Origin of the sequence: Kitasatospora sp. GP30, from assembly GCF_029892145.1 — a bacterium.
In the GTDB taxonomy this organism is placed as follows: domain Bacteria; phylum Actinomycetota; class Actinomycetes; order Streptomycetales; family Streptomycetaceae; genus Kitasatospora; species Kitasatospora acidiphila.
Genome location: NZ_JARZAH010000062.1, coordinates 1 through 26,833, shown reverse-complemented (window position 1 = coordinate 26,833; position 26,833 = coordinate 1). Strand labels below are relative to the sequence as shown.

Below are 26,833 nucleotides of genomic sequence, written 5' to 3'. Positions count from 1 at the left end.
GCCACTCCACGGATGCACAACTGGACCAACGACCCCGCCCCGACACCGTCACCCGTTCCGCGGCAGTTGTTCTCGAATTCAAGCAACGGCATTGGCCGGGCACGTCGAAGTGGAACAAAATCGAGCACCAACTCTTCTCCCACGTCACCATGAACTGGCGCGGGAGGCCCCTGACCAGCCACGAGGTCGTCCTCAACACCATCGCGGCGACCACCACAACGGCAGGGCTGCGGATCGAGGCCGTCCTCGACCACGGTTCCTACCCGACCGGCATCCAGGTCAGCCGCGAACAGCTGCAGGCCCTGCCGATCACCGCCCACGACCAGCACGCGGCCTGGAACTACAGCATCGCCCCGACCGGCAGCGACACCACCACCCCGACCCCGCAGGGCGCCGGCGAACGCACTGCCGCCCGCACTCTGGCCCTGCGGACGCTGGCCGACCCTCGCCTGACCGGCATGGCGGCGGCAGAACTCGACGCCCTGATCGCCCAGTTGGCACCCGAGCAGGCAGCTCGGGCCGAACAACGCCGCTACGTCCTCCGCGGCGGCCGACGCGTCGCCACCACCGGCCGCAACCGATCTCTACTCTCGAGCGCCGACGAATTCCTGGTCACCGTGGTCTATCTGCGGCAGGTCTGCCCACAGAAGGTGCTGTGCGACCTTCTCGGGATCAACCCCGTCACCATCGGCCAGGCCATCAAGGCCACCCGCCAACTGCTGGACGAGCACAAGATCAGCATCACGCCGACCGTGGCACGGTACTTCACCCGCGCCCAAGACCTGCGGGCCTTCATCGCCGAAGCCACCCCGGACCAGCACTTGGCGGTGGCGCTGACCCGCCACGCGCTCACCTCCCCGGCGCTGACCGGTCTGAGCCGCCAGGCCCTGCAGACCCTGCTCGAAGAACTGATCGTGCCCTACGCTGCCGCGATCGAGAAGCGCCGCCACCGACAGCGTGGCGGTGATCGCCGCCCCGGAACCCGAGGCGGCGTGTTCCGCCAGAAGATCACCGACGGCGACCGCATCCTCGCCACGATCCTCTACCGGCGCCGCATCTGCAGCCTCGACGTCCTCGCCGAACAGTTCGGCGTCTGCCGCAGCACCCTATGGAACGCGCTCAACGACGTCCTCCCCATCCTCGACGCCCACGGCCTCGCCATTGCCCCCGCAGAGCACCAACACGCCACCACAGCCGACCTGCTGGCCACGGCACGCACACAGGACCCCGAAGACCACCATGTTGTTTCTTGACGGCTCCACTTCCTGCGCAACACCTTCGCGGTCATCCCGAAGGACGCCGGCGAGATGGTCGCCGCGACCATCCGCACGATCTTCGCCCAGCCCGTCGAAGCCGCGGTCCGATCCCAGCTGGACACCGTCGCCGACATGCTCGGCAAGCAGTTCCCCAAGGTCAGTCAGATGCTCCTGGAGGCCAAGGACGATCTGACCGCCTTCGCCGCCTTCCCCGAACGACATTGGAAGAAGATCCAGTCCACGAACCCGCTGGAACGGATCAACCGCGAGATCAAACGCCGCACCGACGTCGTCCAGGTCTTCCCCAACGACGACGCACTCCTACGACTGGTCACCGCCGTGCTCTTCGAGATGCACGACGAATGGATCGCCTTCCCCCGCCGCTACCTACCCGAGGCCAGCATGGAGAAGATCTACCCCAACGAGCCCGGCCGCAACGAACTCCCGCCTACTTCATGACCGTTGGCACACGACCACTACACCACTTTATGGGACACGGCCACCCCCAGCTCCTGGCCGCCCAGGTCAACGCCTGGGACCGCCTTGGTGGGCTTTGGGTCCTGGACCACGCCACGACCTACTCCAACCAGTTGACCAGCCAGCTCAAGGCCGACCTCGCAGCCAAGAAGACAGGGTGGTCCGACATGGACCCACTCATCACCCCGTGCTACCAGTTGGGCATGCTGGCGTCCTGGGCAAACGGCAAGTACTTTCGCGTTCCCGACACCCAGGCCGGCCCGTCGTTCGCACAGTTCGGGATCGACGCCCAGAAGGGAGGCCTGGACTGCCTACAGGGACTGAAACAGAAGAACCCCACATTGTTCGGTCAAGGACTACGCGAGCTGATCCAAGCAGGAAAAGACCTCACCGCGACCAGGACACGAATCGACACGCTCTTGCGCGCCGGCGGGTACCCGGGCCTCAACCAGGGCTGACGACGACTCGGTCGTAGCAGTGGTGAGCAGTCAGAGGCCGATGGCCTCATCAGCGGCGCAATGCGGGCGATCGACGCCGCACCGTCGTGAATCGTCCAAGGGCCGGCACGACAGCAGCGGAGCCGACCCGAGCATCCACCATGTGGTGTGCTGGTGTCACGAACGTCACCGCAGTGGCAACCCCGCCTTGCCCTTGCCGAAATCGTCATCCGCCCTGTTCGGGCGTGTAAGTGATCTGGCTAGTACGAAAATCCCCGTGCTCCTATGCCGTTTGAGCAGGTCAGGCGGCATAGGCGGGCTGCAGGGTTACCTGGTAGCCGAGTTGGGTCAGCTGACCCATCAATCGTCGGGTCTGTCTGGCCTTGCCGGTGCGTTCCAGGAAGTAATCCCCGCCGAGGTCGTGGTACTCGATGTCGTGGGTGAACATGTGCCAGACGGCGATCAGGATGGTGTGTTCGAGGGCGACCAGGGCTCTCTTCTTGCCACGGCGTGAGGCGATGCGCCGGTAACGAGCGTTCAGGTAAGCCTCTTTGGAACGGGAGGCCGAGGAGGCGACCTGGCCGAGGATGCCCTTGAGCCACGGGTCGCCGTGGCGGGTCCTGCCGGTGCTGCGCTTACCGGCGGACTCGTGGTTGCCCGGGCGGACCCCGGCCCAGGAGGCCAGATCGGCGGCGGTGGGGAACCGGGTGATGTCCGCACCGATCTCCGCCAGGACCACCTCGGCCGCGCGGGTGTTCATGCCGGGGATGGTGGTCAGCAGCTCGATGCGGCGGCGAAAGGGCCGCACCTGGGCGTCGATGCGCTCGCTGAGCCGGGTCTCCATCGCGGTGCAGGCGTCGATGCGGTCCAGCATCGCGCGGACCAAGAACGCGTGGTGGTCGGTGAAGCGTCCGGTCAGCGCCTGAGCGAGGATCTCGCGCTTGCCGCGCATGCGCCGCAACGCCAGCCCCGCGAGCACCAGTGGGTCACGCTCGCCGGCGATGAGGGCTTCCAGCATGGCCCTGCCGGACTTGCCGACGATGTCGGACACCACCGAGGACAGCTTGATTCCGGCGTCCTCCAGCAGCTCCTCCAGGCGCTGGATCTCGCGGGTGCGCTCGCGGACGATCTCGGTGCGGTAGCAGGTGGTGTCCCTCAGCTCGCGGATCGGCTGCGGCGGCACGAACGAAGGTCGGACCAGGCCGTGCTCCAGCAGCTTGGCGATCCATTCGGAGTCCGCGACGTCGGTCTTGCGCCCCGGCACGGTCTTCATGTGACGGACGTTCAGGAGCCAGCATTCCATCGCGTCCTCGAGCACATAGAACACCGGCTTCCAGTACACGCCGGTGGCCTCCATGCCGACCAGGGTCACCCCCAGCGACCGGGAACGACAAGACCGGCCACCACGGTGCCAACAGCATCCCCACACCCCAGGGCACGACATTTGGTCAGCAGGATCTCCGGGCCGTCGGCCCGCAGAAAACGCAGCGTCCCCCTGCCCGGTCAATAGACAGGGGGACCCAGTCGGTACAAGTGGTGCGGGTCAGAAGCTACACACGACCATCCCCGCGGAGGCTCCGCCGGCCCATCCAAAGAGGCCGCCCGGGAGTATTCCGGCGACTCCACCCTCGAGGGCGCCCCCGAAGGCTCCGATGACGGCGGTACCGACGGCCCACTGGTCCACGCACTTGTTCCAGTCCGCGTCCTTCTTGAGCTTGTCCTCGTACGCCTTCTTCTCCGCGTCCGAGCAAGTGTGGCCCTGGGACCTGGCACAGGCATCATCGATGTTGTCCGTGGGCGACATCCGCAGGGGCTGCACCTTCAGGCTCGTCGTCTTGCCGGCGGAATCTTTCAGCGGCGTGCTTCCAGGGAAGGTTCCCGGGCCGAACGTGACCGAGGACGGATTCTCGGTTCCCTCGATCGTCGTGCCTGTGACGCCTTCGAGGGTCTGGGTGAGGGTGTTGCCGTTGACCGCCAGCTTGAAGGCGTGCTTGACGCCCTCCGTGTCGGTCACGCTGCCCGGCTGCATCTGCATGATGGGCTTGTCCTGGGCGTCGGCGATTTCCGCGCCGGTCGCGGTGGGAGCGAGGTGGGTTCCGGCCGGAAGGTCAAGCTTCGCGCTGGTGGGGGTGGCGGCGAAGGTCTGCACGGCGGGCTTCTGCGCCGGGCTGGTGCTGCTGGTGGGCATGTCCGAGCTGGTGTGCGCGACGTACATTGTGGAGCCCGCCGGGGAGTTGACCACCGGCACGGTCACTGTGGCGTCAGTGGTCCACGGCTGGTGGTCGGTGTCGAACGTCCACGTGCCGGTGACCTGCTTGCCGACAGCCGCGAAGTCGACCCATCCGTAGTTCTTGGCGGGGACGGTGACGACGACACCGTTGATGGTGGTCGAGTCCGACTGGTAGGTGGTCGTCGCCGTCAGCTGGGCGGAGATCATCGCCTGCACGGGGACCGAGACGCCGACCGACGTGGACAGGCCCGACGACAACGACTGCGACCACCCGGAATGGTAGATGGTGGTGAAGACCTGGGTGATCTTGTCGGAAGTGTCGTTGTACCAGACCGAGGACGCTTGCACGCGGGGCAGCGCTTGGGGCTGGCCTTCGGAGGTTTCGGTCCATGAACAGGTCGACGTCTGCTTGGAGCACAGGTCGGCGTAGTAGTCGAGCGCCAGGCTTCGGGCCTCAGCCGCCTTCGACGCTGGGATGGTCCATTCCTGGCTCGGGCTGCCGTTGCAGGGGTTGGGGTTGGCGAGGATCCCCCACAGGTGCAGCCCACCGGCGTTGTCCAGGCAGTACTCGGCACCGGTGTTGGTGTCGCGGCGCACGAGGCCGAAGCTGTTGGGCTTTCCGTCGACCGGACGGAAGTGCCACTGCTCGCCGTCCTGACCGCATGACTTCTGTGTGGCGAACGAGGAGGCGTAAATACACTTCCCCGAGGACGTGTTGGCGATCTCGAATTGGCCCGGGTCGCCCAGCTTGATCAGGCGGAAGCCGGTGTAGTTGGTGCCTTGGGGGGTGACGGAAATCTGGTTTCCGTCGTCGTTGCCGGTCGCGTTCAGCGTCCCGTTGGTGTTGGTGAAGGTGTAGGAGTCCGTCGCGGCGGCTGCGGGGGTCGTGGCGAGGGCAGGCACGAGCAGGCCCAGGACGACAGCCGGCGCGGTGAGCAGTTTCGCGACTTTTTTGATGTGGCTTCTCATGATCGCTTTCTGTGTCGTTCTTGTGAATCTCCTGTCGCGCTCTCACAGCGCGCAGAAGGCGTTGCCCGCGCCCTTCAATGTCAGGAGCTGCCGGGGAGGGAACCGATCCGCCTCCGAGGCTCGGGGACTGGTGGTTCGCTGAACAGGTCATGACGACCGGCCAGATATGGCCGGGCGTCACCACGGCCGGGCGGCCGCCGCTTGACCTGGACTTATGCCGCCAGGTCGCACTCGTTTGGCCGGTGCGAGCCCTCGGCCAGCCGGTCGGCTCCGGCTGCGCCGCCGCCGGGGGAGCGGCCGGCGAGGCGGTGCTGCAGCCGGATGCGCCGGAACTGGTGGACCGCGCCGGTCCGGTGCGGCCACCGCTCCCGCCGATACCTCTGACCCGTGATCACTCCGGGGCAGCAGGAGTCCGGCACGCCGCCGACCGGTCCGCACCTGGTCGGTGGCCACACCCGGGGCCGCTGTCGCGCCCGGCTGTCGCGCCCCGACCTCGTACGGGGGTAAGCGCCCGTCCGCCCAGGTCACAGGGCACGACAGCCCCAACGCGACAGGGGGTCGCGACAGCCGCGCGGCGGCCGGCACTCACGCGGCGCGGTCCTTCACTGGGTAGTGCTTGGTGCGCAGCACCCGCTCCTCCCACGACGGATCGTCCGGGCGCAGACCAGCGAGAGCACCGCCGCTCCGAGGCGGTCGTTCTCAGTCGCCGTCCGGCATGCTGAGCAAGGAGTTGTACGCGGTTGTGAGGGCGTCGTCGAACCAGTCGTCCTCCACCTGCGGGGGCGGCTTGGGCTGTGCCTTATTCCTTGGCTTACTTGCCGTCGCAGCGGGGGCTGGTGCGGGGGTCGCGTCGATCTCGACCTGTGAGGTGCCTGGGCGGCGGAAGACGACGTAGTCGTGGTGACCGCCGGTCGGCCGCTTACGGGTCGCACCGAGACGCAGCGGCAGGATGGGGAAGCGGGCTGCGATGTCCGGCAGGGTGAGCATCGGCCCCACTGGGATGACGCGGACGCGGTGCTCCTCGTCATGACGCCAGACACGCTGGTACTCGTCGGGCCGGATCCGCACGACGGTGTGGTCAACAGACACGTAGATGATCGCCCGGAAGGCCGATCGGCGGGAGTCGGGGACGTGGACGAGCGAGTCGGCGTAATGCTGGGCGGGGCTGCCCGTGATTGTGCTGTCTGCCCAGAATCCCCGCCTGACGGCGAGGATCGCCTACTGCTACTGAGCTGCTTCGGCCCGGGCTCCCCCGGTTGTTTCTGATGGCCGGTCATATATGGCCGGTCCGCTGGCCTGTCCGGTGACCTGCACAGGTGTCACCATCAGTGCTGTCTCCGATGGCACTGGCGCTGAAACGCACGCGGGGACATGGCCACGAACGGCGAACAGGGAGACTCATGGCAGCCTGTGACCTGTACGGAGCGCGACTGGTCAGGAATGGCCGGCGCCCCGGCTTGGCGCTCCGTCAGGGAGCGGGCCAGAACCGGGGGTTGGGTCGGGGCTACGGGAGCTTGCGCCGCCTCGCGCCGCAGTGTTGGTGGTTCTGAGAGAAACATGCTGATTGTGCTGGGCGACCGGTGTTCGGGGTCCGGGGCGAGTCCGACGGGGGTGGGGCAGTGAAGGCGCTTCAGGAGGGAGATCCCCTGCGGGTCGGTCCGTACGAGCTGGTGGCGGTGCTGGGTTCGGGCGGGATGGGCAAGGTTTACCTGGGGCAGCGCGACGGGGTCGCGGTCGCGGTCAAGGTGATCAACGAGGAGCTGGCGCACGACGCCGACTTCCTCGCCCGTTTCCGCCGCGAGGTGGTCGCCACCCGAGCGGTGTCGGGGCCGTACGTGGCCGCCGTGGTGGACCACGACGTCGATGCGGAGCAGCCCTGGTTGGCGACCGAGTACGTGCCCGGTCCCTCGCTGCACGCGGTGATCGCCGAGCATGGTCCGCTCGGGATCGTGCCGGTGCGGGCGCTGGGGATGCGGTTGGCCGAGGCACTGGCCGCGATCCACGAGGCGGGGCTGGTGCACCGGGACGTCAAGCCCGGAAACATCCTGCTGGGCCCGGACGGTCCCCGGCTGATCGACTTCGGGGTCGCGCGTGGTGCGGCGGTGACCACCCTGACCCAGACCGGGGTGCTGCTGGGCACCCCGCAGTTCATGGCACCGGAGCAGCTGCAGGGCAAGGGCCGGGTCGGCCCGGCGGCGGACGTGTTCGCGCTGGGGCTGGTGCTGGCGTTCGCGGCCACCGGTCAGCACCCGTTCGGGCAGACCGACTCCTTCGGCTTCGGCTTCCGGATCGTCTACGAGGAGCCGAACCTCGACGCCGTGCCGGCCGAACTCGTCGAGGTGGTCAGGAGCTGCCTGGTCAAGGACCCCGAGCAGCGGCTGACCACCACGGGCCTGGCCCGGGCGCTGAACCTGGGCGAGGCGACGCTCGACGTCAGCGGCGTAACCAGTCTGCGCGAGTACGCCGCCCATCCGCCCACCATGCCGGTGCTGGCACAGGGGCCGCGGAGCGGCCGGCGGGCCGGGCGGCGGCGACCGTGGGTGATCGCTGCGGCGGCCGCGGTGGTGATCAGTGTGGTGGTCGCCGCCGTGCTGGGTCTGGACGGGCGGACGCCGGCGAGTACCCAGGGCCTGGGATCGCCGAGCGCCAGCCACCCGGGCCCCTCCGCGCCGGCGACTCCCACCGCGGGTTCCTCGGGTGCGAGCGGTTCGCCGTCCTCGGCCGCGCCGGCCTCCTCGCCACCGCCGCCGTCGGCCGCACCGTCGGGTAGCGCACCCTCGCTTGCGCAGACGCCAAGCGGGGCCGCAGCCAGTCCGTCCAGGGGCACCAGCGGCGGGGGCTCCGGCGCAGGATCCGCTCCCGGGACCGGCGGGAAATCGGGCGGCACCAGTGGTAGTGGCACGAGCGCAGGCAACTCCGGCGGCACCAGCGGCGGGGGCCCCGGCGGAGGATCCGCTCCCGGGACGGGCGGGAACTCGGGCGGCACCAGCGGCGGGGGCACGAGCGCAGGCAACTCCGGCGGCACCAGCGGCGGTACGTCAGGAGGCAACGCCCCGCCCCCGACCCCGGCCCCGCCGCAGGGCTCCCCGCCGCCTGACATGACCCAGTTCAACTACAAGTTCAACGAGTACTGCGTCGGCGCGTGCTCGATGCCGCTGACCCTGAGCTGGACCGGCCTGTCCGGCGCGACCCGCTACGACATCCGGTACGACAACCAGACGTCGAAGGTGGACACCATCTACTCGGCAACGGGTACCAGCTATGTGATCAACGGCCCGTACTCCGGAGACCACATCTGCCTAACGATGCGAGCGGCCAATCAGTACGGAGCCTCGGCCTGGACCCAGACCGGCTGCTTCGACACACCGTACTGATCCAGAAGGACGGAAGCCACCAGCACAGAGCCGACCGGTCGTCAGGCCACGTGCAACGTTCCTCGCTGCGCCGGGCGTTCGGCAGGTCAGCGCCACTGGTAGGACGCGCCGGCCGTCGCCGAGAGCAGCACCGGGGCACCCGCGGCGGTGTCGGGCCAGACAGCCTGACCGAGCACGGCACCAAGGTCCGGGTACAGGTGGAGGCCGGCCGCGTCGGCCACCAGCAGCCACACCACCGGCGCCTGGCCCGGGTCGTCCTGCTCGGCTTGGGCGACGGTCTCCACCAGGTGGTCAGGGAGGTGGGCGACGTAGACCAGGTGCCGGCGCCGGAACGGCTCCGCCTCGCCCGGCCGCTCGGTCTCCTGGTCCTGGACGAAGCGGAGCTGTGGTGCCTCGGGCAGCCTCGCGTCGAGGTCGAGTTCCTCGATCGGGCCTGGGTGGCGTAGTCGGCCAGGCCCTGGACTCGCCTTGACGCACCGCCGTAGGCTGCAAATTGTGGACTACACGATCTTCCGCGGCCATACAACTCAGTTACGTACCGGCGGTATCGCTGCGGCTTCGGATCTTATCTATGGATGCCCCGTGGCGAAGCTGGCAGGTGATCGTCACCCGTTCGGTATCTTCCTGGGGCAGATCAATAATCGGCAGATCTCCTATACGCAGAGATACCCTGTGCCTCCGCGGCAGATCTGGTGCGGGTACGCCTGGATAGATGCGGCGCCGGCACTCGTGATCACTAGCCCCTTGCGGTACTCGGACGGCATGGCCTGGAGCGGCGACAAGGTTGGGCGCGTTCTGGACGCCCTCATGCCCAAGCTGATGAAGGGCGAGCCGAGCTTCGAGACCAAGCAGATCACGACCTCGTATGCATTGGCCTACCTCGTGGGGCCGCCAACGTTCATCGAAACCGCAGAGGTGAAGTGGGTGACGTCGTGAAATCGTGCCAGCCCAAGCTTGTCCGCTAATAGCGTGCTGAATCACAGCTACTGATGTGTGACTGCTCGCGTTTGTTGGCAAGTGATCACCTGGAAAGCACTGGCTATCCCGGAGTTGCTCATGCCAGTTGGCGAGTTCTGCTCAAGGTAGTTGGCGACTCGGAGGCGTCCTCGGCAACGGATTGTAGTCATGGGGCTGCTCGACGTGGACCGCGAAGTGCGCCGGTGCGTACCTGCGTCGGTCCTGCTCGCGGAAGGCCTGGCTGAGGTGGTGCTGCAGCCGCAGATGGCGGAACTGGTACACCGCGCCTGTCTGCCGCAGCACCCCGCGCCGATACGCGTCGTCCAGGAAGGCGATCGTGTTCCACGGCAGCCGTCCCGTCAGCGGGAGCCAGAAGCGGGAGAGGACCAGCCACTGCCCCCAGGCGCTGAACGACAGCAGGAACGAGGACGAGCCGCCCGGCCCGGCGACGGAGCCGACGAAGAGGCCGATCGACAACGCCCACTCCATCGGGCCGAAGAAGGGCCGCAGGAGGTCACCGGCCAGGAAGCCGCCGAAGGCGATACCGAGAGCGATCAACGGCGCAAGGATGACGAACTGCTGAAGCACCGCGGCACGGTTGGCGGCCAGCAGACCACCCGGCGTGGCGGCGGCCGCTGTGTCGAGCGGAGTCTCCAGCACGGCCATGGCTAGGAAGCTCATGGTGGCCACACCGGCGAAGATCAGCCCCGCCCCCAGCAGGTTCACGGGCGTGCCCGCCACCGCGGCCCGGCTGAACGGCCCCTGGTTGAACAGGTCGTGCTCCAGCGTGATGGCGCTGTCGAGTCCGGCACCCAGCAGGAAACCGCCGACCACCACCACGCCGAGACGACGGACGGTCACGCGCACCGGCCCGCCCCTCAGGTCGACCCGGCGGCGCGGGATCCGCAGCCGCACGCGCGACGGCTCGAAGGTCTCGCGGCCGAAGGCGACCAGCACCGCGTAGAGGGCTCCCATGGCCGCGCCGTTGACCGACCCCATCAGGGCCCCGTCGAGGAGGATCTAGCCGATCCCACTCGTCGAGGTGGCCAGTCCGAACAGCCACTCGGGCAGCGCCACGCAACCGGCGGAGGCGAAGGTCACCGCGAGGATCCGCAGGACGAGCGGCAACGTCTCGCCGATCCGCCACCAGGCGAGGTCCTGCTGGTCCCGCTCGCCCGAGCCCATGTGGTGGGCGAGGTAACCGAGCCAGCGCTGGGCGCGTTCGGCATCCCAGTTGCGGCGCGCCCGGCGGCGCGCCCCTGCCTCGGTCCGACGCTCGGCGGGACGAGGCCGGTAGAGCGCCGGGACGAAGCCGGCGAGCAGGTGCTCCTCCAATGCGTGCGCGGTCGGGAAGCGTTCGGCGTCGAGGAGTTCGCGCGGGTCGCGCTGCGGCCCGTCGCTGTACATGGTGCGGGCGAGGGTGACCATGAGCGGGGTACTCAGCACGGCGGCGAGCGTGACCGCGGCGGGCGTCTCCAGGGCGCGGAGCTCCTTTGACACGTCGTGCCACAGCGGTGGGGAGCCGGAGGCCCGGTCAGCGGCGGGGCGGGCGGTCCGCGGGAGGTAGTCCACGACATGGTCGACCGTGAGGTCCGCGAGCTCGATGGCGGCGGCCAGGACCAGGGGCGAACGCGCCGCCTCGGCGGCCTCGGCGAACTCGGCGTGCCTGCTGGTCACGACCATCGGAAGCAGCTCGGCGTTGAGTTCCTGGAGCGCCTGGATGCGCAGGCCCTCGGCGATCTCGTCGAAGCCGTCCAGCACCGGCAGGATCACGTCCGCCTGCACCAGCGCGGCGGCCAGCGTGACCCCGCTGCGGACGCGTCCGGCCAGGTGCGGATGGTCGCGCAGGAGCAGGTCGACCATCCAGTCCCGCAGGGCGGTCGTGGTCGGGTCCCACGAGCCGAGGCTGAAGACCACGGGCACCCGCTCGGGGCAGCCCGGCGGTTCCAACAGGTCCAGCGCGAGCCGCATGGTCAGGACCGACTTGCCTGCTCCCGCCCGACCGAGGATCACCAACCGGCCGGAGCGGATGCTCCGGTAGTAGTCCGCGACGCCGCGCAGATCACCGCCGAGGTCGGGGGACGCGTCCGACGCCGCGTCGGTGTGTGTGACAGCCGGGACGACGCCGGAGACGAGACGTTCGACGTTGGCGCGGTGGTCCATGAGCCGCTCCGGCGCGGGCAGCCAGCGCACCGGCAGCGCGAACGGATCGTGGACGCGCCGCTGTTCCTCCTCCCGCTGCAGCCGCCGTCGTACCTCGCGCGCCAAGTCCTCGGCCGCGTCGGCCAGTTCCCCACGGATCGGGGACGGCGCCGGAACCGGCGTGCGCGCCGGGGCGGGCTCAGCGCGCTCGACGGGCGCAGCTTCCGGCGCGGGGGGCTGCGTGGGGGTCGGCGTGGGGGACTGTGCCGGGTGCGGCTCGGCGTCCCGTTGGCGAGTGTCGGTGAGCGTGGCGGCGAGGCGCTTGCGGTCCTCGGGGCTCGCATTCAGGGCGTCCGCAAGGAGGTTGACCGTCCCGAGGCGGTGATCGTGCGCCCGACCGGTCTCCAGCCGACGGATCGTGCTGACGCTCACCCCCGACTCGTGCGCCAACTCCTCCTGTGTCAGCCCGGCTTCGTTCCGCAGGCCACGCAACACCGGGCCGAGCCGTTCCGCCACCGCGGCGCCCTCTCTCCTCGCTCCAGTCCAGTTCAGGGAGTCTATCGCCCGACCGGTCATCAATGACCACCCTCATGACCTGTGCTTTCGCCCAACTCACGCCAAACATCGCAGTTGTGAACATCCGTCAGCGAAGACTTGAGGAGGAGGCATGGCGTACCGCTACTGGTGCGGCGAATGCGGCTTCAAGACCCCGTGGCTGCCCCAGTCCGAAGGGGAGCGACGACAGGTCGAGCACTACGTCGCACGACACCCGGGCATCCCGCCCGCGGGCCAGGTGGAGATCAACCGGAAGAACGCGGGCGATTGCGGCGGATGCCTGACGGCCGCGGTCGTCGTCTTCCTCCTGTTCCTGATCGCCTCCCTTGCCCTGCACCGCTGACACCCCTCACTCACACCACTCGCACCGAATAGGGAGTCCGCCATGGACCTGCTCCTGCACAAGATCGTCTCCGCGGTCATCGCGGCCGTGTTGTTGACCCTGGTCAGCGCATGCTGAAGTTGTCGGCCAGCGGTGCCTTTCTCATCCGGTGTTGCGGGTCTATCCAATGAACGGCTAGTACGAAAATCCCCGTGCTCCTATGCCGCCTGACCTGCTCAAACGGCATAGGAGCACGGGGATTTTCGTACTAGCCCTCCTGGCTGGGCTACCCGGGACGACGGTGCGTGCGGAGCGAGTCAGCCGGCAACGGTCTCGGTGTACCGGTGGAGCCCGTCCAGGAGCACGACCGGCTGGTGGGTCAGCTTCCCGGCGGTACCGCCACCGTTGCCCTCGCTGTGGCAGAGATCCGAGGCCTCCTGGACACGCTCCTGCCCCACCCCAGATCAGAGTGCGGCCGCGCCCGCTGCGCTCGGGCTACCGTCTCGGCACGCGGCTGTGCGCGAGAGCTGTGCGGCAGGGGCCGCATGCGTGAGCCGAGCGGTTGCCGTAGCGGTGGATCGGGACGCCGCATATACCGCAGGGGCCGATCTCCCATATCGGGCAGCCGAACTGCACGGCTGCGGCTCGGCGTTGGGCAGCGGTGATGTTCAGCGTGGGGGAGGCGGTGGGGAGGGTAAACACTGACCGTGGAGCGAGGGTGAAGGTGTGCAGGCCGGTGGCGTCCGGGCGGTCCCGGCGAGGGCGGGTGTCGTTGCGAGTGAGGGTTTCCTCGCCGTAGCGGCAGGTGGGATCGATGTCCTCGCCGGTGAACGTGATCTCCTCGTCCGGCGAGTCGAGGGTGTCGTCCGGGTCGGCGGTGATCTCGGGTCCCACGATGTCCCACCACCGGTCCCGGTCCCCGATGGGAACCCACATGTGGGCGGCGGTGCGCCGGTCGGTGTCGCCGCGTGTGCGTATGGGGACGAACTCGCCGTCAGCGCTGGCCACGACCAGGCGGTCCACTTCTGTGGGCGGTTTCTTGGGCAGGCACAGCGCCGGCAGGAACCAGCCGGAGTGGAAGCGGCCGCAGGCGCTACCGGTGGTCGGGCAGGGACGTTCGCTGGTGGGCAGGCATTTCCAGACCTGTAGGTGGCGGATGCCACCACGGACGAACATGGCCAGGCTGGAGGCGATGTCGCGTGAGGAGTAGTCGTCCACACGCACCCAAGGCGCCCGGTCGATCAGTGCGGCCCGCTCGCTGTCGGTCACCCACAGCGGCGTGATGCCGTGCTCGGCGGCTTTGCGGGATCGGCGCCGGACGGTCTCGCTGGTGATGGACGAGTACTGGGCTTCCCAGCCGATCAGCCGACCGTCGGCCCCGGTGACCAGGACGTCGGTGACGATGCGGCCGTCCGATGAGCGAGCCTCAACCCGAGCATTCAGACCGTGTTGCTCGGCACAGCGGGCGATCCGCTCCTTCATCGCCCGGTGGCGCGCGCTTTCCTCGGGGGTGGCCTTGTGAGTGACCGGCAGGTGGGCGGCGACGAGCACGAGACGGCCGTGTTTGCGCCGCGTGCTGATGAACATCCAGGGGGACTTGTCCGCGTTCTCCGAGCGGCAGACCTTGCCGGCGTGGTGGTCGAGGCACTCCAGCAGGTTTCGGTCTCTTTCACCGATCGGCCGCAGGATCTCGTCCAGCAGGCCGGGGTGCTCGGGATGACCGAGGTCGGGGAGGGTGAGGTTGATCGTGATGCCGTATCCGGTATGGAACACGCCATTCGCCATACCACCAGCGTAAGCACGCGCAGTGACAGACGACCCGACGGCGAAAGCGATAACTGTGATGATCTATAGGGGAGTTGGGGTGATACTCCGGGGCATGGGCTCGAGTCCATGCCCCGGGGACATCGATCGACTCTACCTGCAACTCGGCGGTGGCGTGGCCGCGGATCTGGCACGTGGATTCGACGGGCCTCGGCCAGTGGGTGCTGTCGCGCAGGACTTTCCTCTCTGCCCCCTCGCAGCTGGCCGCAAGGCCGCCGACTCGGCGGTGGCGGTGAGCCTGGGCACTGGCTTGGGCTGCTGGACAGCCGTCTCGGATCCCGTCGAAGGTGTGCGGGCCGGCTGCGCAGCGGTGGGCTTACCGGCGGCGGGGTGGGCCGGTAGGTTGCTCGTCATGGCGTTGGCACAGGTGGTCCTCGGTTCGGGACGATTGCTCGAGCTCTCCAGGGTTCGCATGGAGGAGACTTACGAGGGACTGCTGATGGGGTACCCGACCCGGCAGATGAACGATGCGATCGTGGCAGGTGCGGTCAAGCAGGCAGAGAAGGACTACCCGTCGATTCCTGTGCATCTGGTGGAGCCGCCTCGGGTGCCGCGCGAGCTCCGACGGGCCACCTTCGGTCCGATGGAGACGCTCCCTGGTGTGCAGTGCACGGGATTCTTCACGTCCGGGCCGGTGGACCCGGAGTTGGACTCCGTCCTCCACTACTCCCGACTCGTCGTGGTGTGGTTCCAAGCCAGTTCGGACCTGGCGTCACTTGAGCAAGCGGCACCGGGGCTGTGCGATGTCCCATGGGGCGAGAAAGCGGGGGACGAGGAGGTTTAGAACCAAGCACCGGGCGGCGGAGCTGCTGCTCTTACGAGCTGGTAGGCGCCTCATGCCGCCTGATTCAGATCGCTGAGATCATTGCCAGGCTCGCCGGTTGACCGTCCGTCGGCTCGATTGAGCGCGGCCTCAAGGGCGTTGACGGCTTCGTCGGCGGAGTCTTTGAGGAGGTGGCCGTAGAGGTTGATGGTGATGGCGAGGGTGGAGTGGCGCAGGGTCTTGGAGACGACGGCGATGGGGATGCCTTCGGCGATCATGATGCTGGCCGCGGTGTGTCGCAGGTCGTGAAGGCCGATTGTCGGGAGGCCGGCCTCGGTGGTGCGCTTGCGGAGTTGGTCGAGGACCCATTGGGGGCGCAGTGGCAGGCCGTCGGGCTTGGCGAAGACGAGGCCTTCGAGGCGGCCGTCGGGGTGGGCGGCCATTTGGAGGGCGGCTTGGCGGTGGAGGGCGGTCATGACTCTGGGGGAGAGGCTGACCCAGGCGCGGCTGGCCTCGGTCTTGGGCTCGCCGAAGAGGTTCTCGTTGTTGTTGACGGCGGCCAGGGTCCAGCGGACGTAGAGCTTGCGGTCCATCAGGTGGATGTCCTCCCAGTGCAGGGCGAGGAGCTCGCCGCGGCGCATGCCGGTGCCGAGCATGACCTCGAACAGGTCGGTGAGCCGGTCGGCGTAGTGCTCGGCGTTGTGGCGCAGGAACGCCGCGGCCTCCTCCGGGGTCCAGCAGGTGCGTTCGGCGGCGCGGGGCTTGGGTGGGACGGAGTACTTGGCCGGGTTGTACCGCAGCCGCCAGGAGCGGACAGCGGCGTTGAGCGCGTTGCGCAGGGTCGAGACGACCCGGTAGATCGTCACGCGGCCCCGTCCGGTGTTCTGCTGGGCGGTGACCCAGGCGTCGACGTGCTTGGGCCGCAGGTCCGGGAGGCGGTGGTGGCCGAAGGCGGGGATCAGATCCCGTTCCACGCAGTCCGCATAGCCGGCGTAGGTGTTCGGCGCCAACCGCTCCTTCGCCGAGGCCAGCCACTCCCGCAGGAAGCTCGCCACCGTGGTGCGGCGGTCTTCGTAGACCCCGCGCAGCTCACCGTCCAGCATCGCCTTCATCTCCCGGGCCGCCTCGGCACGGCTGGCGAAGCCGCCACGACGACGCACACGACGCCGACCCTGTAGGTGCCAAGAACCACGTCCGTGCTGGTCACGCTGCATGTTGGTATTCGTGCAGGATGCCGTCGAGGCGGTCGTGTCGGCGGACGTCGAGGTGGGTGAGCCGGTCGGGTTCGGTGATGGGTTCGGGCAGTGGGCGGAGGGGCGCGGCGCCGGCGAGGCTGCGGTGGGGCCGGTGCGTGTTGTAGAACTGCTCGTACTCGCGTAGCGCGTGGAGTAGGTGGGCCTGGTTCCAGATGAGGGTGCGGTCGAGGAGTTCGGTTCGGCAGGATCGCACCCAGCGCTCCGTGATCGCGTTCATGCGTGGCATTCGGACGCCGGTCTGGACGATCTCGATGCTCTCGGCCTGCAGAACGGCGTCGAAGGTGGCCGGGTAGCGGATGTCCCGGTCCCGGATCAGGAACTTCATCCTGGTGCCCGTGTCCTGAAGGTCCATGGCCATGTTCCGGGCGAGCTGGGTCAGCCAGGCCGCGGTGGGGTGGGCGGTCGCGCCGAGGATCCGCACGCGTCGGGTGGCGTGCTCGATCACCGCGAGGACGGTCACGGTCGCTCCGGTCAGTGTCTTGGTCTCGAAGAAGTCGGCGGCGAGGATGGCGTGGGCTTGGGAGCGCAGGAAGGTCGCCCAGGTGGTGTGGTCGCGTTCGGGTGCGGGGTCGATGCCGTGTTCCTTGAGGATGTTCCACACGGTGGAGGCGGCGACCTTGATGCCGAGGGTCGCGAGTTCGCCGTGGATGCGCCGGTAGCCCCAGGTGCGGTTCTCGTCGGCGAGCCGGAGCACCAGGGCGCGGACGGAGCGCACGGTGCGCGGACGACCCGGGCGCTTGGGGCGGGAGGCCTTGGCGTGGCGGCGGTGCAGCAGGTCGCGGTGCCAGCGCAGGAGAGTGTCGGGGGAGACGATCAGCTGGAGTCGACGAAGCTGCACTCGGGGGAGGTGGTGCAGGAGTGCGGCGAGTAGCGCGCGGTCGGGCCAGGTGAGCTTCGGTTTGTCGGTCTGCCGCTGTAGCACGGCCAGTTGGTGGCGTAGCGCCAGGATCTCGGCGTCCTTGTCGCGGTCGCTCATCGGCAGGAGCCGTATCAAGGTGAACACACTTGTCAAGGCCAGGTAGGGCAGTCGCAGCAACACCGGAACATCCTGGAACCAGCCGGAGCCAGCTGGCAATCACCGAGCGAGACCTCCGCTGTCACTCGACCGGCCGGCCTCGCGACAGCGCCCATACGTCAACTGACCAGCAGGGACGTGGTTCTTGGCACCTACAACGTCCCGGTCCTCGGTGGAGCATCTCCGGATGACCCCGCCCTGACCGAGTACTGGACCGAACGGCGGCGCAAGAAGAAGGCCCCGCCCGTGGACGAGCACACCGCCCGGCTTCTGCGAAGCCAAGGCGGGCGCTGTTCCGCATGCGGGGAGTTCCTGCTGCACGCCGAGCACGAGCCGCGCAGCCCACGCGAGTGGGAACAGTGGTTCATGACCGTCCGACGAGTGCTGGCCAAACAGCACATCGTCGAACTGGTCGACGGCCAGGACCGGACCTTTTACCGACTCCTCCACGCGCACTGCCGACGGCAGATCCTTGCCGGAAAGACGGTGCACCAGCCATGACGCCGACGCGGAAACCTCGTCGTCCTCGGGGCTTGCTTGAGCCGTGGTGCCTGGAAAGCGGGCACGCCCGGTTCTGAGGGGGCCGGGGTCCAGCAATGGGCCCCGGCTACCCGACGGTTCGGCATCCGGCGGCGCCGCAAGCGGGGAAGCGACAAGTGGTACGTCTACGCGTTCGTCGCCGCGCGGCCCGTCCGCTCGGTGAAGGACAAGATCCGTGCCCTGACCCGCAGGACGTCACAGGCTGACCCCAGGGACGTGCTGATCCGGCTCAACCAGATCGTGCGCGGCTGGGCCAACTACTTCCGGCATGCCGTCGCGAAGCACACGTTCCGAATGCTCGGGGCCTTCCTCTGGCATCGCGTGATCATGTGGCTCAAGACGATGCACCGCTGGTCGTGGAAGGACGTCCGTAGCCGGCTCCTTGGCCCTCACGGATCATGGTTGCCGATCACCGCGGGCGGGATCGAACTGATCAACCTGGCGCGGACACCGGCGATCACCCGGTACCGCTACCGGGGCGACACGATCCCCAGCCCCTGGCCCACAGCCTGACAACCAGTCCGACGAGAGGAACTGTGGAGAGCCCGGTACTCGGAGACGGGTACGCCGGGTTCGGAGAGCGGCCTGGAGAAACGGGCCGGTGGCAACACTGGAACCGCGCTCCAGGCCGACTCAACCGCTTCGTGAAAGCGAGTTAGCGCTCGATTGCGTACAGTGCATTATGCTCTTGATGGCATGACTGGGGAGGGCCTCGGGCTGCAGGGGAAGCGGGCCGAGTGGCAAGGGCATGTCAAATCATCTGTCAGGGGGCTCCTGTTGGGTTCCGGTGCGTGCCGACACATCTCTGCTCGTTGCTCTGAGTGGTTGGACGGACGCCTAGTCAACGAGCGCGCCGCAGACCGCCTGTTGCCCGTCACCAGGGGCATCGTCATCATGGTGTTCCTGGCGTTCTTCGTCGCCTCGGCCGTAGCCGCGGTCCGCAACCACGACGGATTCGTTCACCAACTGTCGGCCGTCCTGGTTCTCTTGATCCTGCTCGGCTTCCAGTTCGGACACGCCGGCCCCTGGCGCTTCGACCGGTCGTGGTGGCGGTGGAGCCTCCTGGCCCACGGAGTGGTCACCTATCTGCCGTTCCTGGCCTTCGACGGGACGTGGGTCGGCATCCCCGGCTCGTTCGCCGGATCGGTGCTCCTGATCGTCGCGGAGCCCTGGGGCTGGGTGCTGTTCGCCGTGCTGGTGGCAGGCCAGTGCCCGCTCTGCGCGAGCCTGGGCGCCACCTTCGGGCAGAGCCTCAGTGCGAGCGTCTCCGCGGCCGTGGGAGGCATCGTCGTGTTTGGTGTGGCCCGACTCGCCGATGTGGCGGCGGAGCTGCGGGCAGCCCGCACGGAACTGGCGGAGCGCGCTCTGGATCAGGAGCGACTCCGCTTCTCGCGGGACCTGCACGACCTGCTGGGCTACAGGCTCTCCGTGGTGGCACTCAAGTGCCAGCTTGCCGACCGGTTGGTGTTGGAGGAGCCGCAGCGTGCGCGTGCGGAGCTCTCCGAGACACTGGTGATGGTCCGCCAGGCCATGTCCGACGTCCGGTGGATCTCCAGCGGTGACGTCCAGATGTCGCTGGAGCGGCAGTCCCACTCTGCGGCTTCGGCGTTACGGGCAGCCGGGATCAGCGTCGAGGTCGACCTGGCGTGTGGTTTCCTGCCGCCCGGACTCGACGCGGTGCTGGCCACTGTGGTCAGGGAGGCCGTCACCAACGTGCTGAGGCACAGTGCGGCACGGCACTGTGAGATCCGGGCCCGTAGGGATGAAGCCGGCACACTGAGCCTCGTGGTCTCCAACGACGGTGTCCTGGGGGACGGTTCCTCCAAGGGGCGGGGCGGTGGTCGCGGCATCGAGAACCTCACCGAGCGGTTGCTCGCCGTGGACGGCCGGCTGGCCGTGGAAGAGGACGGAACGGGTTGGTTCCGCCTCTCGGCCGTCACCGCGGCCCCGCACGCCGCGGGGGTGTCGCTGTCCTGACGGCCCGTCGGGCAGTCTCGGGGCCGGTGGCTCACGGCACCACTCACTCCCGCAGGCCCATGGCCTCGACGGGTTCCTTCCGCAGAACCAACCGGGTGGTCAGCAACACCGTGGCCAGCCCGAGCAGGGCCGCACCGCCCAGCACCCCGGCCACCCCGGTCGGCGGTACGGACGGCCGGGCCGAGCCCGTGAGTGCGAGGCTGACCGGGACCAGCACGGCAGCGCTGACCGCGGTGCCCAGGACGAGTGCCACCCCGACCGTGATGCCCCCCTCCCAGGCCATCATGCGCAACACCTGGCGGCGCGTCGTGCCCACCATCCTCAACAGGGCGAATTCGCGCAGTCGCTCGGTCGTGGCCATCATCAGGGTGTTGACGACGGCGATGGCGGTGAAGAGGCTGACCAGACCGAGGAGTAGTTGACCAACGGCCGTAATCGACTCCTGCCCGAGCCTGCGCGCGTTGTCGTAACCGGCCCGGTCGATCACCCGGGCCATGGGGTATTCCGAGGTGAGTCCCCGCAACTCCCGGCCGACCTGCCGGGGGTCGGCCCCGGGGGCGGAGCGGACCAGGACCGTCGGTGCGAGGAGGTTCGGCAGGTGGGAGGTCGCGAACTCGGTGGGCAGGAGCGCGTCGGCGAATCCCAGGTCGCGGTCGTAGACGGCGACGACCGTCGCGGTGCTCTCGGTGCGGTCCAGCCATCCGATCCGGATTCTGCTACCGACGCCCGTGCCGAGTGCGGAAGCTGTTTGCTGTCCCAAGGCGATGCTGTCCCCGTGCAGTTGAGCCAGCGAACCGGCGGCGACTCCGGGGTCGAGCAACGCCGGCAGATCCCGGGGGTCAACCACTTGGGCCTCCACTCCCCGCAGGCCCGCGGTACCGGTCGTTCCGGCACACACCATGGTGGTGGTGGACACGACGCTGCTGGCCGCTGTGACACCCGGCAGTTGCCGTGCGGCGGCGGCGAAGTCCGGGGGCAGTCCGGCGCCGTCGGCCTGGACCACCTGGTCGGCCAGTAGCCGCCGATCGTCCTCGGCCACGGTGGCTTGGGACTTGACGGCGGGCACGAACAGCATCGCGCCGGTGAAGGCCACGGCCAGTGCCAGCGGAGTGACCGCCGCGGCGAAGCGGCGGGGTTGTGCGCGAAGGGCCGCGGCCGCCAGGAACCCCGTCACCGGGAAGAGCCGGGCCACCGGCCCGCCGACCACCACGCCGGCGACCCGGCCGATCACCGGTCCGAGGAGCGCCAGACCCAGCAGGAGCAGCAGGACCATGCTCTCCGCTGTCCCGGCCCCGCCGCGGCTGCCCGCCGAGGACGACAGCACCACGGCGCACCCGATGAGCGTCCCGGCCCCGAGTACGGTCCGTAGCAAGCCGATCCGGACCGAAGGTGCCGCGGCCTCGCGCAGCGCCTGCGTCGGATCGACCCGGGAGGCTTGGCGGGCGGAGGACCATACGGCCAGTTGTGCGGTGACGATGACGACACCGGTGACGACCAGCAGTGCGGTGGGCCCGACGTGGAGCGGCACGTCGGGCCGGACCACACCGCGGTCCACGAGTGCGCCGCGGAGCAGTGCGGCGACTCCGATGCCGGCCGGGCAACCGACCAGCGCGGCCCCGAGGGTGAGGATCAGCGTCTCCAACGAGATCATCCGTCGTACCTGCCGCGGGGTCGCACCCACCGCTCGCAGCAGGGCCATCTCCCGCAGGCGTTGCTGAACGGTGAGCGCGAGCGCTCCTGCTACCACGAAGATCGCGACGAACAGGGACAGGAATCCGACGGTCCCGGCGAGTGAGGCCAAGTCGTCCCCGGGCCCGGGCGTGCCGGCGAACTCGGCCTCACCCCGTTGAGCACCGGTGTGCACCCGGGGCCCGGTCCAGAAGTCCGTGCTGTCGGCCGGATAGCTGGCGGCGAGGACCTGCGCGGCCTGCGAAGCCAGCTTCCGCGGGTCGGCTCCGGCGCGGGCGGTGATGCCGATGGCGTCCGCGTCCGCCGTGGTGCCCGCGAGCCGGGCTGCCTGGTCCGGGCTGAAGAAGAGGGCGGCCTGGCGGTCCAGCTTTCTCGGCGGCGAGACCAGCCCGGTCACCGTGTAGGCGCGGGGCGCGGTGGTGGTGGCCAGGCGTACGGTGTTGCCGGCCTTGATCCCGCCGCGTGCGGCCGTTCCGTCATCGAGGACGACCTCGTCGGGCGCGGACGGGGGACGACCGGAGCGCAGGTGGAAGGGCGCGAGCACGGCGCTGCTCCATGAGTGGCCCAGTGAGGCGCCGCCGTGCGGGCCGGGGAGGACCTGCCCCGATGCGGTGATCACGGCGGCGGGGAACGAGACCTCCGGGACGACGCTTCCGGCATCGGGCAGGGCGACCAGTTTCCCGAGCAGCGGATCGACGTCGGTGATGCGGGTCGATCCACTGATCACCACCGAGGCTCCGGCATAGCGTTCCGTGGGGGTGCCCGCACGCAGGGCGGACTCCAGCAGGACTCCGCACGCGAGGGTGAGAGCGAGGGCGAACGACAGCGCGGTGAAGGCTCCGGCGAAGCCCGCCTTGCGGGTGCGCACCGTCTGCCAAGCCAGGAGGAGCATCTCGATCAGCGCCTTCCCAGACGGGTCATCCGCTCGGCGACCCGCTCGGGTGACGGGTCGACGAGGGTCTCCGCGAAGCTGCCGTCTGCCAGGAAGAACACCTGGTGCGCGTAGGAGGCGGCGACCGGGTCGTGCGTCACCATGATCACGGTCTGCCCCAGCCCGTCGACCAGGTGCCGTAACAGCTGAAGGACGTTGGCTCCGGTCGTGCTGTCCAGCGCACCCGTGGGCTCGTCCGCGAAGACGACATCGGGCCGCGCGACCAGGGCTCGGGCGATCGCCACCCGCTGCTGTTGGCCGCCCGACAGTTGGGCGGGTCGCTGCCCCACCCGATCGGCGAGGTCGGTCCGGTCGAGGATCTCCGCCAACCAGGTTCGGTCCACCCGACTCCGCGCCAACCGTAGCGGCAGGGTGATGTTCTGTTCGACGGTCAGCGACGGCAGCAGGTTGAAGGCCTGGAAGACGAAGCCGATCCGTTGCCGACGCAGGAGGGTCAGCTCGGTTTCGCCGAGTGTCCCCAAATCCCGGCCGGCCAGTCGGACCTGCCCGGCTGTGGGGCGGTCGAGCCCCGCGGCGCAGTGCAGGAACGTGCTCTTGCCGGACCCGGACGGCCCCATCACCGCGGTGAACCCGCCGCGCCGGAACTCCATGGACACCTCACGCAGGGCATGGACGGCCCGCGCCCCCTGCCCGTAGACCTTGCTCACTCCGTCCAGCCGGACCGCCGCGTCCAGCTCGGAAGTGGAATAGGAGTGTTCCGGATCTTCGGAATCCGCAGTCTGAGAGAAAACGGGAATCTCCCCCTCGATGTGCCGCCCTGTCCTCATTTGTGGCAAGCCTAGCCAAATCCGCGCCGCCGGTCCGAGCTTCCGGCGCATTCCGGACAGTCACCACGGTGAGGCCGAGGAGGTCGCTGCCCGGAACCGACGGCCGTCGGCTCCATGGGCTGGAGCCCGAATCAGCGATGCCCCTGCGCCCATTTGCCCAGGTCGGCGCCACAAGGCCGAACCCGGGGGCCGCTCGCTGCAGCAGGGCGGGCCCGGCACGATCCGGCTGCGAAGCGCTCATCTCCGGTCGGCCGACCGCGGCAGACGAACCGGACACGGATGAAATCCACAGCCGAGTCCATGCGAATCTCACGAGCCGCTTCATGGAGTATCGCGTAGCCAGATGCACTTTCAGGGTGCCAGGATCGTTCTCGTTCGAATGGTCGAACGCAAGCGTCCGAGGCGGGCCGAAGGAAAGCGTGCCGTTGCGGCCGGCGGAAATTCGGCTTCCTGACTTCTCGTTCATGTTGATCATTTCGGAGAATTTTCAGCAGGGGTAGCGATGTCTCAGAAGTATGACGTGTACTGCATGGTGGATCGGGTCTTCTTCGACTCGCCCACCGAATTGAAGGAGGACGGACTCGAATTCTCCCTCTCCAGCCGGGCGCTGCCCGAGGGGTGGAGCCGGGTCCAGCGCGGCGACTGGGTGATGTACCGCCCCGAGGGTGGAGGCCAGCTACCCCAACAGGGCTGGAAGATCCATGCGTCCGGCCAGGCGGAGAACGCCGACCGGATCCTCGACGGGATCTGGGAGTGCTGCATCGCGGAGTGCATCCCGTTCAAGCACCTGTCCGGTCGCCAGATCCTGCGCACCCGGAACATGAAGTACGCGCACCGTGGCTCCAGCGGCAAGCTCGTCACCATCTACCCTCGGGACGAGGCCCAGCTGAAGGCCGTGCTGGAGGCGCTTGATCTTCGCATCGGCGGCGAGGTCGGGCCCTATATTCTGAGCGACCTGCGATGGAATGCGGGCCCGCTGTACGTGCGCTACGGCGGCTTCGTCGAACGGCAGATGGTGTCCGACTTGGGCCTGCTGGTCCAGGCAATCGAGGCGCCTGATGGAACGTTGGTGCCCGACCGGCGCGATCCGACATTTCACGTCCCGCCGTGGGTGACACTTCCGGAGTTCCTGGCTCCCCATCTGGAAGCCCGGGCGAAGGAGTCCCTCGAAGACTTGCCTTATCGGGTCCAGAAGGTCCTGCACTTCTCGAACGGCGGCGGTCTCTATGTCGGCGAGGACAAGCGGACCGGTGAGCAGGTCGTGCTCAAGGAGGCCCGGGCCTACGCCGGTCTGACCGTTGACGGGGCCGACGCGGTCACCCGCCTTCAGCGTGAACGCGATGTCCTCGAACGGCTCGCCGGACTGAGTGTCGTTCCCAAGGTGATCGATTACTTCGTCGTCGGCGACCATCACTTCCTGGTCGAGGAGTTCCTCGACGGCCAGCCGCTCAACAAGCACTTCGGCCAGCGGTACCCCTACAACAAGTCAAGGACGGACGAGGCGGAAATCGCCGAGTACACGGTCTGGGCCCTCGGGATCTGCCGTGCCGTCGAAGAGGCGGTCGATGCGTTGCACGGGCGCGGAGTGGTCTTCGGTGACCTGCATCCGTTCAACGTCATGGTCCGTCCGGACGGTCGCGTCGCGTTGATCGACTATGAGGTCGCGGCTGGAGTGGAATCGAAGATCCGGCCCGCACTCGGCAATCCCGCCTATGCGGCGCCGAGTGACCGGAACGGGGTACGCCCTGGGCTGTATCAGGCTTGCGATGTTCATGCCCCTGACCGCCCTGCTCCGCTACGACCTCGGCAAGGCGAGGCAGCTGGCAGCGGAGATCGCCACGCGGTTCCCGGTACCACCGAGCTTCCTAGATGCCGCGTTACGGGACATCCTCGGCCCGCTGCATGCGGACGCCGACGCGGCGGATTCCACGTTGGCCGCGCTACCCCTGCCGGTGCCGCGTCAGGACGGCTGGGCGCGCACCCGTGACTCCCTGGCGAGCGCCATCCTGGCCAGTGCCACTCCGGACCGCGATGACCGGCTCTTCCCCGGCGACATCGAGCAGTTCAACACGGGGGGACTCAACTTCGCCCACGGCGCGGCCGGGGTACTGTACGCACTGGACGTGACCGGAGCCGGCCGCTTCCCGCAGCACGAGCAGTGGCTGCTGGACCGAGCCATGCGGATGGACAGGCGTGCCCGGCTGGGGTTCTACGACGGCCTGCACGGCGTGGCCCACGTCCTCGACCACCTCGGCCACCGTGCCGCGGCGTTGAGGGTCATCGAACTCTGCATGGCCGAGGCCTGGGAGAAACTGGGGACCGATCTCCTGAGCGGTCTCTCCGGCCTCGCGCTCAATTTCGCGCATCTGTCCGACACCACCGGTGAGTCCGCACTGCGCGATGCTGCCTTCCGTGCCGCCGACCTGGTGTCGGGGCGGCTCGGTGGAGTCGACGAGGTGCCCGAGACCAGTGGTGGACGCAACCCGCACGCGGGGCTCATGCGCGGTTCCACCGGGCCTGCCCTGATGTTCATCCGGCTGTACGAGCGGACCCGCGACGAGGCCTTCCTGGATCTGGCCGCCACTGCGCTGCGGCAGGACCTGCGCCGATGCCTGACACGTGGGGACGGTGCCCTGCACGTCAACGAGGGATGGCGCTCGATGCCCTACCTCGCGACCGGCAGCGCGGGTCTCGGGATCGTCCTGGACCTCTTCCTGGCGCACCGCGAGGATGAGCAGTTCCGTACTGCCGCCGCCGGCATCCGGATCTCCTCGCAGTCCGAGCACTACATCCTGTCCGGCCTCTTCAACGGCAGGGCCGGCATTCTGCAGCATCTCGCCTCGACATCGCCGCATCCGCGACCGGCGGACGACCCCGACGTGGCCGCACAGATCACAGCCCTCTCCCGGCACGCACTCTCCTACCAGGGTCACCTCGCCTATCCCGGCGAGCAGCTTCTCCGGTTGTCGATGGACGTCGCGACCGGTTCCGCGGGGGTACTACTCGCCCTCGGAACGGCCCTGGGTGAGGACCCGGTCCACCTGCCATTCCTCAGCCGCGCCGGCTCTGCCTGATCCGGTTTCAGACGGCCGACCGACAGAACGGCCCACACGGCAAAGCGACGCGCCCTGGATCCAGCAGTGTCACCGCGCGCTTGTGCCGACCCCACAGACCGCCCTTCCGATCCCGGAAGGGTGCCCACAAGGCAAGACCGAATTCACGAGAAGGGAACGGACCATGGCGCTGCTCGACCTGCAGACGATGGAGCTCTCCACCGAGGCTGAGGAGATGGGCCCGATGGACAGCGGCCAGAGCAACAGCTGCTCGAACT

Annotated in this window: 23 protein-coding genes and 2 pseudogenes; 13 read left to right on the top strand and 12 right to left on the bottom strand. The window is 68.6% G+C overall.

What is annotated here, in order from left to right; all coding sequences use genetic code 11:
- The 3 genes and pseudogenes from P3T35_RS38750 to P3T35_RS38740 form a co-directional block, all read left to right on the top strand.
- A pseudogene (locus tag P3T35_RS38750) lies at positions 1–1,253 on the top strand (ISAzo13 family transposase); the annotation flags it as partial.
- A pseudogene (locus P3T35_RS38745) lies at positions 1,254–1,715 on the top strand (transposase); the annotation flags it as partial.
- Positions 1,716–1,744: 29 nt separating this feature from the next.
- Entirely contained in the window at positions 1,745–2,191 is a 447-nt protein-coding gene (locus P3T35_RS38740; protein ID WP_143676951.1) for a hypothetical protein, read from the top strand.
- Positions 2,192–2,471: 280 nt separating this feature from the next.
- Here the strand turns inward: P3T35_RS38740 and P3T35_RS38735 are convergent, their stop codons facing one another.
- From P3T35_RS38735 to P3T35_RS38725, 3 genes are all read right to left on the bottom strand, one after another.
- The gene (locus tag P3T35_RS38735) at positions 2,472–3,614 is read right to left on the bottom strand and encodes an IS110 family transposase (protein ID WP_280709615.1); all 1,143 of its coding nucleotides are present in this window, start codon (positions 3,612–3,614) and stop codon (positions 2,472–2,474) included.
- A 99-nt stretch (positions 3,615–3,713) separates the two neighbouring features.
- A complete protein-coding gene (locus P3T35_RS38730) occupies positions 3,714–5,369 on the bottom strand; it encodes an RICIN domain-containing protein (protein ID WP_101383067.1) in 1,656 nt (551 codons plus the stop codon).
- A gap of 699 nt (positions 5,370–6,068) precedes the next feature.
- The gene (locus P3T35_RS38725; RefSeq protein WP_101383069.1) at positions 6,069–6,458 is read right to left on the bottom strand and encodes a hypothetical protein; all 390 of its coding nucleotides are present in this window, start codon (positions 6,456–6,458) and stop codon (positions 6,069–6,071) included.
- A gap of 530 nt (positions 6,459–6,988) precedes the next feature.
- On the opposite strand from P3T35_RS38725, the gene P3T35_RS38720 reads away from it, so the two are divergent.
- Complete coding sequence (locus tag P3T35_RS38720; RefSeq protein WP_143676952.1) at positions 6,989–8,743, top strand: serine/threonine-protein kinase; 1,755 nt, start codon at positions 6,989–6,991, stop codon at positions 8,741–8,743.
- A gap of 86 nt (positions 8,744–8,829) precedes the next feature.
- Here P3T35_RS38720 and P3T35_RS38715 read toward each other — a convergent pair whose 3' ends face one another.
- Positions 8,830–9,027, bottom strand: coding sequence for a hypothetical protein (locus tag P3T35_RS38715; protein WP_101383071.1), 198 nt, complete (start codon positions 9,025–9,027; stop codon positions 8,830–8,832).
- A 15-nt stretch (positions 9,028–9,042) separates the two neighbouring features.
- Between P3T35_RS38715 and P3T35_RS38710 the strand changes: the two genes are divergently transcribed.
- Positions 9,043–9,189: a hypothetical protein gene (locus P3T35_RS38710; protein WP_180356674.1), complete on the top strand. Its 147-nt coding sequence runs from the start codon at positions 9,043–9,045 to the stop codon at positions 9,187–9,189.
- A 49-nt stretch (positions 9,190–9,238) separates the two neighbouring features.
- Entirely contained in the window at positions 9,239–9,679 is a 441-nt protein-coding gene (locus P3T35_RS38705; RefSeq protein WP_143676953.1) for a hypothetical protein, read from the top strand.
- A gap of 141 nt (positions 9,680–9,820) precedes the next feature.
- On the opposite strand, the gene P3T35_RS38700 is transcribed toward P3T35_RS38705, so the two are convergent.
- Positions 9,821–10,699, bottom strand: coding sequence for a hypothetical protein (locus tag P3T35_RS38700; protein WP_218976719.1), 879 nt, complete (start codon positions 10,697–10,699; stop codon positions 9,821–9,823).
- 21 nt (positions 10,700–10,720) lie between these two features.
- Positions 10,721–12,358, bottom strand: a complete 1,638-nt coding sequence (locus tag P3T35_RS38695) for a helix-turn-helix domain-containing protein (protein WP_280709611.1) — start codon at positions 12,356–12,358, stop codon at positions 10,721–10,723.
- A gap of 151 nt (positions 12,359–12,509) precedes the next feature.
- On the opposite strand from P3T35_RS38695, the gene P3T35_RS38690 reads away from it, so the two are divergent.
- Positions 12,510–12,740 carry a hypothetical protein gene (locus tag P3T35_RS38690; protein WP_101383073.1) on the top strand — a complete coding sequence of 77 codons (231 nt, stop codon included), beginning with the start codon at positions 12,510–12,512 and terminating at the stop codon, positions 12,738–12,740.
- Positions 12,741–13,036: 296 nt separating this feature from the next.
- On the opposite strand, the gene P3T35_RS38685 is transcribed toward P3T35_RS38690, so the two are convergent.
- Both P3T35_RS38685 and P3T35_RS38680 read right to left on the bottom strand, forming a co-directional pair.
- Positions 13,037–13,177: a hypothetical protein gene (locus P3T35_RS38685; protein ID WP_180356675.1), complete on the bottom strand. Its 141-nt coding sequence runs from the start codon at positions 13,175–13,177 to the stop codon at positions 13,037–13,039.
- Positions 13,178–13,214: 37 nt separating this feature from the next.
- A complete protein-coding gene (locus P3T35_RS38680; protein ID WP_143676954.1) occupies positions 13,215–14,504 on the bottom strand; it encodes a hypothetical protein in 1,290 nt (429 codons plus the stop codon).
- A 22-nt stretch (positions 14,505–14,526) separates the two neighbouring features.
- Here P3T35_RS38680 and P3T35_RS38675 point away from each other — a divergent pair, with 22 nt between their 5' ends.
- Positions 14,527–15,327, top strand: a complete 801-nt coding sequence (locus P3T35_RS38675) for a hypothetical protein (protein ID WP_280709608.1) — start codon at positions 14,527–14,529, stop codon at positions 15,325–15,327.
- A gap of 50 nt (positions 15,328–15,377) precedes the next feature.
- Here the strand turns inward: P3T35_RS38675 and P3T35_RS38670 are convergent, their stop codons facing one another.
- Both P3T35_RS38670 and P3T35_RS38665 read right to left on the bottom strand, forming a co-directional pair.
- On the bottom strand, positions 15,378–16,466 hold the full coding sequence (locus tag P3T35_RS38670; protein WP_180356676.1) for a site-specific integrase: 1,089 nt from the start codon (positions 16,464–16,466) through the stop codon (positions 15,378–15,380).
- Between the two features lie 43 nt (positions 16,467–16,509).
- Positions 16,510–17,601, bottom strand: a complete 1,092-nt coding sequence (locus P3T35_RS38665) for an integrase core domain-containing protein (RefSeq protein ID WP_101383076.1) — start codon at positions 17,599–17,601, stop codon at positions 16,510–16,512.
- Positions 17,602–17,823: 222 nt separating this feature from the next.
- Here P3T35_RS38665 and P3T35_RS38660 point away from each other — a divergent pair, with 222 nt between their 5' ends.
- From P3T35_RS38660 to P3T35_RS38650, 3 genes are all read left to right on the top strand, one after another.
- Positions 17,824–18,078, top strand: coding sequence for a hypothetical protein (locus P3T35_RS38660; RefSeq protein ID WP_143676955.1), 255 nt, complete (start codon positions 17,824–17,826; stop codon positions 18,076–18,078).
- 36 nt (positions 18,079–18,114) lie between these two features.
- The gene (locus P3T35_RS38655) at positions 18,115–18,630 is read left to right on the top strand and encodes a group II intron maturase-specific domain-containing protein (protein ID WP_101383078.1); all 516 of its coding nucleotides are present in this window, start codon (positions 18,115–18,117) and stop codon (positions 18,628–18,630) included.
- A 183-nt stretch (positions 18,631–18,813) separates the two neighbouring features.
- Positions 18,814–20,094: a histidine kinase gene (locus P3T35_RS38650; protein WP_101383079.1), complete on the top strand. Its 1,281-nt coding sequence runs from the start codon at positions 18,814–18,816 to the stop codon at positions 20,092–20,094.
- 43 nt (positions 20,095–20,137) lie between these two features.
- Here P3T35_RS38650 and P3T35_RS38645 read toward each other — a convergent pair whose 3' ends face one another.
- Complete coding sequence (locus P3T35_RS38645) at positions 20,138–22,675, bottom strand: ABC transporter permease (RefSeq protein ID WP_101383080.1); 2,538 nt, start codon at positions 22,673–22,675, stop codon at positions 20,138–20,140.
- A gap of 5 nt (positions 22,676–22,680) precedes the next feature.
- Positions 22,681–23,391, bottom strand: a complete 711-nt coding sequence (locus P3T35_RS38640) for an ABC transporter ATP-binding protein (protein WP_348533462.1) — start codon at positions 23,389–23,391, stop codon at positions 22,681–22,683.
- Between the two features lie 613 nt (positions 23,392–24,004).
- On the opposite strand from P3T35_RS38640, the gene lanKC reads away from it, so the two are divergent.
- Both lanKC and P3T35_RS40525 read left to right on the top strand, forming a co-directional pair.
- Complete coding sequence (lanKC, locus tag P3T35_RS40530; protein WP_348533461.1) at positions 24,005–25,489, top strand: class III lanthionine synthetase LanKC; 1,485 nt, start codon at positions 24,005–24,007, stop codon at positions 25,487–25,489.
- Positions 25,434–26,576, top strand: a complete 1,143-nt coding sequence (locus P3T35_RS40525) for a hypothetical protein (RefSeq protein WP_348533460.1) — start codon at positions 25,434–25,436, stop codon at positions 26,574–26,576. Before lanKC ends, P3T35_RS40525 begins: the two co-directional genes overlap by 56 nt.
- Positions 26,577–26,833 lie beyond the last annotated feature (257 nt).